General features: G+C 53.0%; 9 protein-coding genes. All 9 read left to right on the top strand.

All coding sequences use genetic code 11. The features are described from left to right. Window positions 1-31: 31 nt before the first annotated feature. The 9 genes from QZQ29_RS08095 (at window position 32) to QZQ29_RS08055 (ending at window position 7,466) form a co-directional block, all read left to right on the top strand. Complete coding sequence (locus QZQ29_RS08095; RefSeq protein ID WP_296962166.1) at window positions 32-553, top strand: TonB-dependent receptor; 522 nt, start codon at window positions 32-34, stop codon at window positions 551-553. Window positions 554-644: 91 nt separating this feature from the next. Beyond that, complete coding sequence (locus QZQ29_RS08090; protein WP_296962164.1) at window positions 645-1,298, top strand: hypothetical protein; 654 nt, start codon at window positions 645-647, stop codon at window positions 1,296-1,298. A 5-nt stretch (window positions 1,299-1,303) separates the two neighbouring features. After that, complete coding sequence (locus tag QZQ29_RS08085; RefSeq protein WP_296962162.1) at window positions 1,304-2,326, top strand: ABC transporter substrate-binding protein; 1,023 nt, start codon at window positions 1,304-1,306, stop codon at window positions 2,324-2,326. Window positions 2,327-2,371: 45 nt separating this feature from the next. Beyond that, on the top strand, window positions 2,372-3,430 hold the full coding sequence (locus QZQ29_RS08080; RefSeq protein WP_296962160.1) for an iron ABC transporter permease: 1,059 nt from the start codon (window positions 2,372-2,374) through the stop codon (window positions 3,428-3,430). Then, window positions 3,430-4,233, top strand: a complete 804-nt coding sequence (locus tag QZQ29_RS08075; RefSeq protein ID WP_296962158.1) for an ABC transporter ATP-binding protein — start codon at window positions 3,430-3,432, stop codon at window positions 4,231-4,233. Before QZQ29_RS08080 ends, QZQ29_RS08075 begins: the two co-directional genes overlap by 1 nt. A 14-nt stretch (window positions 4,234-4,247) precedes the next feature. Continuing rightward, complete coding sequence (locus QZQ29_RS08070) at window positions 4,248-4,601, top strand: CGGC domain-containing protein (RefSeq protein ID WP_296962156.1); 354 nt, start codon at window positions 4,248-4,250, stop codon at window positions 4,599-4,601. 1,018 nt (window positions 4,602-5,619) lie between these two features. Continuing rightward, on the top strand, window positions 5,620-6,225 hold the full coding sequence (locus tag QZQ29_RS08065) for a MotA/TolQ/ExbB proton channel family protein (protein WP_296962154.1): 606 nt from the start codon (window positions 5,620-5,622) through the stop codon (window positions 6,223-6,225). Continuing rightward, entirely contained in the window at window positions 6,225-6,644 is a 420-nt protein-coding gene (locus QZQ29_RS08060) for a biopolymer transporter ExbD (RefSeq protein WP_296962152.1), read from the top strand. The genes QZQ29_RS08065 and QZQ29_RS08060 overlap by 1 nt, the downstream gene beginning before the upstream one ends. 12 nt (window positions 6,645-6,656) lie before the next feature. Further along, complete coding sequence (locus QZQ29_RS08055; protein WP_296962150.1) at window positions 6,657-7,466, top strand: energy transducer TonB; 810 nt, start codon at window positions 6,657-6,659, stop codon at window positions 7,464-7,466. Window positions 7,467-7,573: the final 107 nt, after the last annotated feature.

The raw sequence follows: 7,573 nt of genomic DNA, 5'->3' as shown, positions 1-7,573 counted from the left end.
CAAAGAATACTCCTGAGTGTTTGGATGAGTTGTGCAAGATAATCAAACAATTCCTTCAGAAACTTCCGATAGAGCAGTTAATGCAAAGGAAAAGAAAGAATCGTTCAATGTAACCTTAGATCATCAGTTTAATGAAAATTGGACATTGAGCCTTGCGTACACCTATCTGCATGATAAATGGGAAGCTAAGCATGGTGAAGAATTCGATCCTGATATCAGCTTAAATGAAAACAGCAATGTAAATACCATGATTAACAAATTGCGTCCGGCAAATCATTATACTGCCAATCTGTCCTTTGAAAAAGGGAAATGGTATACAGGCCTTTTAGCCAACTGGTACACAGGCTGCAGCACAGAAGCCTTCACGCATAAGCGGGCATTAGTGCTTGATTGGAATTTGAACTATGAAATTAACAAAGACATTTCTACATACGTAACAGTTACAAATTTAACAAATCAGGCTTACGAAAATGCTTATTCTGCCTATAACGGAAAAGGCGCTGCTCCACAGCCGGGACGTGCATGGATGTTTGGCGTAAAATATAAGTTCTAATCTGATTAGTCCTTTAATCATGTGTTACACAGCAAAGTGCGTCTATTTATATAGACGCACTTATGTCTGTTTTATGTTTGAGGCGCTCTATATGCATTATAAAATTCTAGCAGGAATAACGGTCATATTTTGTCTAATGCCTTTCATGTATAGCTTTGATGCACAGGGCATCCAAAATAACAATATTGCTTTATTGGGAAATGCGCATATTAGTCCTGTAAGAAAGGTAAAATCATATTCATTAGAGGAAAAGAAAACCATATTAGTGAAAAAATATGAACTTGCAGATGATGAGGTGGACAAACTTCTTCGATTGGATATGCCATTTCGTGAAGTGGATAGGTTATGCTTTTACGCCTATATGTCTCAGAAATCGATTGACGAAGTGGCCGCTTTAAAAAAGGACTGCCCATGGGATAGAGTTGTATATTTATTAAATATTACACCACAGGAGTATCATGACCGCCGTTTAAAACTTCGGGCTCATTGGATTCATGAGTGGTGGGGATTTGATGAAAATCAATCTTATGAGGCGATGAATCATGGCTATCCGATGCATTATGTAAAAATTGCATGGATTCTTTCTGTACATACAGGAAAGGACATGAGATTTTTCTTGAAGGACAGGAAAGCTTCGGAAACTTGGCCACGGTATTGCATGCGTACATTAGGTATTACAGAAGAGACGTACAATTCATGGATAGGCGAATATCGAAATCCTACCTATATTCCTGGTAAAAGATAAAAAGTATGAAAAAGATATCCATTAAATATATGGCAGCAGCGCTCAGCGCAGTCATGGCGATTTCCCTCTTTTCCGCCTGCGCACCGGTGGTGAAGGAGGGGGCTTCTTCTTCTCCGGCGGAGATTGCTTCGGAGGGACGATTTCCTGTGACCCTTTCTTCCCTGAATTCGAAGGGGGAGATGGAGGAGGAGACTTTTACGAAGCCGCCGGAGCGGGTGGTGGCGGTTTGGCAGAATTCCATTGAGACCCTGCTGGCTCTGGGGGTGGGGGATCGGATTGTGGCGGGCATGGGGATTCCGGATGCGAAGTATCTGCGGCCGGAGTACCGGGAGGCTTATGAGAAGATTCCCTATAGGAGCCTGGAGAATCTGGACCTGGAGACGGTGACCATGATGAATCCGGATTTCATCGTGGGCTGGGCGTCCACGTTTTCGCCCAAGGTGCTGCGGGATACGGATTACTGGCACGGGCGGGGTGTGCATACCTATATTTCCGCCGATTCTTCGGCGAAGGAGCCGGTGAAGACGGTGGAGAATGAGTACCGGGACATTCTGAACATGGGCCGGATTTTCGGCCGTTCTGAGAGGGCGGAGGAAATTGTGCAGCACATGAAGGATGAAATCGGACGGGCGGAGGAAACGGCCCGGAAGACGGGGCGCCATCCCCGGGCGCTGATTCTGGAGCGGCAGGGGAAGTCTCTTACGGTGTATGGAGAGAAGACGCTGGCGGGGAATATCCTGAAGGCCATGGGCGGCGAGCTTCTGCAGCCTTCTTCCCGGGACATAAGCCGGGAGGAGCTGATAGATCTGAATCCCGATGCCCTTTTCCTGGTGGTGATAGAGTCTGATTATGAGAGGACCGATGAGGTGCTGTCCTATTTCTATGAGGATGAGGCCCTGCAGAATGTGGACTGCATCAGAAATCGAAATATCCACGTGCTTCCGCTGTATGCGGTTTACAGTGCTGGAGTGAGGATGTCCGACGGCATTGAGCTGGTGGGGAAAGGTTTGTATGGAGAGGACTGGTAGGGACATGTATTTTCCTTTATTTATTCATATATATCAGGAGTTTATATGAGACGAATGGCAGCAAATCTGGGATTCGGATTTTTTCTTCTTATTCTGGTATGCCTTCTGGGGGCGGCCCTGTTCTGGGCGCTGTCTATCGGCACGGTGAAGCTGCCGCTGCCGGTGATTTATGACGCGGTGGCGGGGCAGCTGACCGGAGGGCTTCCCATTGAGGCGCCGGGGCAGGGGACGGTGCATGATATCGTCTGGCTCCTCCGGCTTCCGCGGCTGGTGCTGGCGGCTCTGGTGGGGGCAGGACTTTCGGTGTGCGGCGTGGTGATGCAGGCTATTGTGAAGAACCCCCTGGCGGACCCTTATATCCTTGGGATTTCCTCCGGCGCCTCCCTTGGCGCCACGGCGGCCATCCTTCTTGGGGTAGGCGCTTTTCTGGGGCCCAATTTCGTAGGTATAGCCGCCTTTATCGGTGCCATGGCCATTTCCGTGGCGGTGCTCTTTATTTCCAATCTGGGCGGCCGGTCGTCGTCGGTGAAGCTGCTTCTGGCAGGCATGGCGCTGTCGGCGGTGTGCTCCGCTTTTTCCAGTTTCATCGTGTACTTTGCCAATGACAAGGACGGCATCCAGACCATTACGTACTGGCTCATGGGCAGTCTGGCCGGGGCGCGGTGGAATGAGCTGGCGGTAATCGCACCTATCGTCATCCTGTCGGTGCTTTTTTTCTGGACCCAGAGCCGGGTGCTGAATCTCATGCTTCTGGGCGATGAGGCGGCCATTACCATGGGCACGGACCTTCATGTGTACCGGCAGGCCTATCTGCTGGTGAGTTCCCTCATTGTGGGATTTGCGGTGTATTCGGCGGGGGTTATCGGCTTTGTGGGCCTTATCATTCCCCATGTCATCCGCATGGTGGTGGGGCCGGACCATAAGCGGCTGGTGCCGGTGTCCGCCCTGGTGGGCGCCATTTTCCTTGTCCTCTGCGACGGCCTGTGCCGGATTATCATTCCCCACACGGAGCTCCCCATAGGACTTCTCATTTCCCTCATCGGCGCTCCCTGCTTTATTTATCTCATGATCAGCAGGAGCTATGGCTTTGGAGGTGGTGAATAATGGAGATTCTGGCAGAAGCGGTGAAGTATTTCATTGGAAAGAAGGAAATACTGAAGGGCATCGACCTGCATTTGAAGCCGAAGGAGTTTCTTGGAATCATCGGTCCCAACGGCAGTGGGAAGAGTACCTTTTTGAAATGCGTGTATCGGGTGCAGAAGCCTTCCGGCGGACGGATCCTTTTCAACGGCCGGCCGCTGGATGAGCTGTCCTACCGCCAGTCTGCCTTAATGCTGGCGGTGGTGGCGCAGCACAATTACTACAATTTCGATTTCTCCGTGCTGGACGTGGTGCTCATGGGCCGCTCTCCCCACAAGAAGATGATGGAGCGGGATAATGAGGAAGATTACCGTCTGGCCCATGACGCACTGGAAGTGGTGGGGCTTAAGGGCTTTGAAAAAAGAAATTTTTCCACCCTCTCCGGCGGCGAGCAGCAGCGTGTCATTCTGGCCCGGGCCCTCACACAGGGCAGCGAATGCCTGGTGCTGGATGAGCCCACCAACCATCTGGATATCAAGTACCAGCTGGAAATCATGGATATCGTGAAGTCTTTGAACCATACGGTCATTGCGGCGATCCACGACCTGAATATCGCCTGCATGTACTGCGACCGCCTCATTGCCATCCGCAAAGGGGAGGTGGTGGGCATAGGCACGCCGAAGGAACTTCTGACCCCGGATTTCATCAAAGACCTCTATGACGTGGACTGCCGCATCCAGCATTTCGACGGCGGATGGATGAATATCGTCTATATCCCCAAACACTGGAGCATGGCAGAGGAGGACAAAAAAGAACTGGGTGTATAAGAAAGGAGAAACCTATGAAACGTATCGTCATGCTGACCTGTCCCAAGGCAGAAAATGTGTGTACCGGCGGAGGCTGCTTTTCCGCCCTGAACAGCCGGACCAAGGCCTTTGCGCCCTACAAGGGAGAAGAGGTGAAAGTCCTGGCCTTTATGAAATGCAGCGGCTGCGGCCACTTCCCCGGGGAGGACAAGGGACTGGATGAAAAAATCCAATACATCCTGGACCGCCGCCCCGACGTGGTCCACCTGGGCATCTGCTGCTGCCATGATGCGAAGGAAAAGGAACTGTGCCCGGAAATTATGGCGGTGTGCCGGATATTTGAAGACCATGGGATTTCCGTGGTGCGGGGGACACATTCGGTGTTTTGATACGCCCGGAGGGCGTGGTCGGGATCGGGACCGTGGTCGGGATCGAATAGCCCCGCCTCCCACCGTCATCCGGGGTCGGTCAGCCGACAATCGGAAGGTCCCTCTAAATTTCTCGTTTCCCCTTGAGGGGAAGTGCCACGAAGTGGCAAAAGGGTGTACGAGGTTAAGAATAACAATGTTGCTCCATTGCTGCTCTACGCAGGGCCAACTTCGGCTGACTTGGAGACCCTCTGCAGGGTCTCCACAAAGCGAAGGATCTCGGTAAGAATAGTAAGTGATGTCAATGTCGATAAATACTAGTCGGCGGGGCGGCAGTATCCCTGTAGGGGCCTGCGCCTTCGGCGCAGAGGGGCGTATGGCATCCATCGGGCCTTCGGCCCTCGGTGCCAAGGGTTGTATAGAAGGGGTGCATCGCTTCGCTCAGGGGAAAAGGCCGTGGTGGGCGGCTCCGCCGCCAGTTTGTAGAAAACTTTCACAACCGCCCTTCGGGCGAGGGAAAACATGCCAACCGCGCCTTCGGCGCGTGGGAAATGCACCCCTTCTGCCTATGGCACCTCCCCCGGAGGGGGAGGTTTTAGCGGCGCTATGCCTTGAGTTGCTTTTGAGTTTAAAAGCTGAGCGGAGAGCAAACTTCCCCCTCCGGGGGAAGTGGTGGCACCAGCCACCGATAGGGGTGCATTTCCAACGGGCGAAGCCCGGTCGGCTTGTTTTCTCATCGCGCCAAGGGCGCGGTTGTTTGGTTTTATCATCATGGCGCCCTTTATTTTTAAAGGCGCCTACCACAACCCTCAGCCCGAAGGGCTGTCGCCCCCTGAGCGAAGCGAACACAACCCGCCGCCGTTAGGCGGCCATAACCTCCAGCCCCGCAGGGGCTGGCCACCTTCCCCTCTGACAGAAACATGAGCGAAAGATTAGCGAAATATTATTTGACTAACCACCATTAAAATGATAATCTTGATATGAATGTTAGAGACTTAGGATAGCCCATTAATAGTTTTCATTTTCCAGGAGGTATTGAATGGATTTTCTGCATTTGTTCCGTGCCGGCGGTTTTATGATGTATCCGCTGATTCTTTGTTCTTTGATTGTGGTCGCTATTTTTATCGAGCGGTTCCGTTTCTACCGGGCCAGCCGGTCCGATGTGCAGCAGCTTTCCCAGGTGATTCCGGAGTATCTGGAGCGGCGGGATTATGAGGGGCTGAAGGCGGTCCTTGCAAAGGACAGCGGGATTCCGGCTTCTGTAGTGCTGGCAGGGGTGGAGCATATGAACCTCAAGGTGGACCAGACGTCGCTCATCGAAGGGGCTGCTTCCCATGCTGCCGGGCTTTTAAAGAATTACCTGAATTACCTGGATGTCATCGTCACCCTGTCGCCGCTCATGGGGCTTCTTGGTACGGTTATCGGCATGATTGGTTCCTTTAATGTACTCTCCGTTTCCAATGGCCAGCCCTTTGCGGTGACCGGCGGTGTGGCGGAGGCTCTGGTCTGCACGGCTACGGGCCTCTTCGTGGCTATCATTGCCCTCATTGCCTATACCTATCTGTCCCAGCAGGTGAGCAATTTCGTTTCCCAGATGGAGAAGCTGGGGACCCTGTATTTGGCAATCGTAGAGGCGAAAGAGTAATGAAACTGGAATCGATGAATGTGGAGAAGAAGCCGAAGATTATGATTATCCCGATGATCGATATCATTTTCTTCCTCCTTGTCTTCTTCATGATGAGCATGCTGTCCATGGTGGTGCAGAAATCCATCAACCTGAACCTGCCCCAGACCGCCACGGCCAAGGTGAATGTGGAAGAGACTCTTCCCATCAGCATTACCTCCGACGGCACCATTTATGTGGAAAAGGAAAAGATTTCCAAGGACGATTTTCACCGCCGCATGGAAATCGAAAAGAACCGTAATCCGAACCTGGCCGTGGTACTTCGGGCGGATTCGAAATCGGAACATGGAGATTTTGTATTTGTACTTGACCAGTTGAAATCTGTAGGTATCAGCAAGGTGGGCATTGCTACAGAGTCCAAGACCGGTCAGAACCAGTAAAGAGGTGGTCCCATGCGTACTTTCAAGTACCGATGGTCCTCTGCCTTTGGATTATCCTTCATCTGCCACGGCATCATCCTTGGCGCGGTGGCAGGCCTGCTGGTCCTCTTTCCTCCGGCCCAGCCCAGCCGGGAGCCCATCGAAGTAGACCTGGTCTCCGACATCGGCGGCGGCGGGGGAGGCGGCGGTGGTGGAGGAAACTCCGCAACCGAGGAGCTTCCAAAAATCCACGAAGCCAAAGCCACCCCCACGGCGCCGCCTCCGGCAGTACCGGCAGAGGCCGATGAAGAGGCGGCTAACGACGTCCATGAAATCGCACAGTCCCAGGATAAGGCTGCGCCAAGCCCATCTTCTTCCGAGGGCAGCTCTTCCGCTTCTTCCTCCGATGGAGGAAGCGGCGGAGGCAGTGGAGGCGGCACAGGCACCGGCAGCGGCACCGGCACAGGAAGCGGTACCGGCTCCGGCAGCGGCAGTGGAAGCGGCGGAGGCACCGGTGATGGAAACGGCGACGGCTATGGCAGCGGAAGCGGCGAAGGCAGCGGCGGCGGAGAAACCACGGGCATCCAGATACTGAGCGCTCCGGCGCCATCCTACCCCGAATCAGCCAGAAGGGCCGGTATCTCCGGCACCACCGTGGTAGGCATGACAGTCTCCACCGACGGCTCCGTCTCCAGCGCCTGGGTGGAAAGCTCCTCCGGAAACAGCACCCTGGACAGCGCCGCCGTATCGGCGGTTTACAGCTGGCGCTTCGTGCCGGCCAAGCAGAACGGCACACCGGTGACGGCCAATTCCAGAGTACCTATTACCTTTAATTTGAACTGATAGATGGATTAGGGAAGCACTGATTAATTTATAGAGTTTGCTTTTATAAGAATTTTTATGCACTGCTTCGTCATGAGGCTCCTTAAATAGCTCGCTATTCGCGTCGC

This window comes from uncultured Dialister sp. (assembly GCF_900538805.1).
Classification (GTDB): Bacteria; Bacillota; Negativicutes; order Veillonellales; family Dialisteraceae; genus Dialister.
The sequence above is the reverse complement of the archived record's forward strand: the minus strand, read 5'-3'. Positions and strand labels throughout refer to the sequence as shown.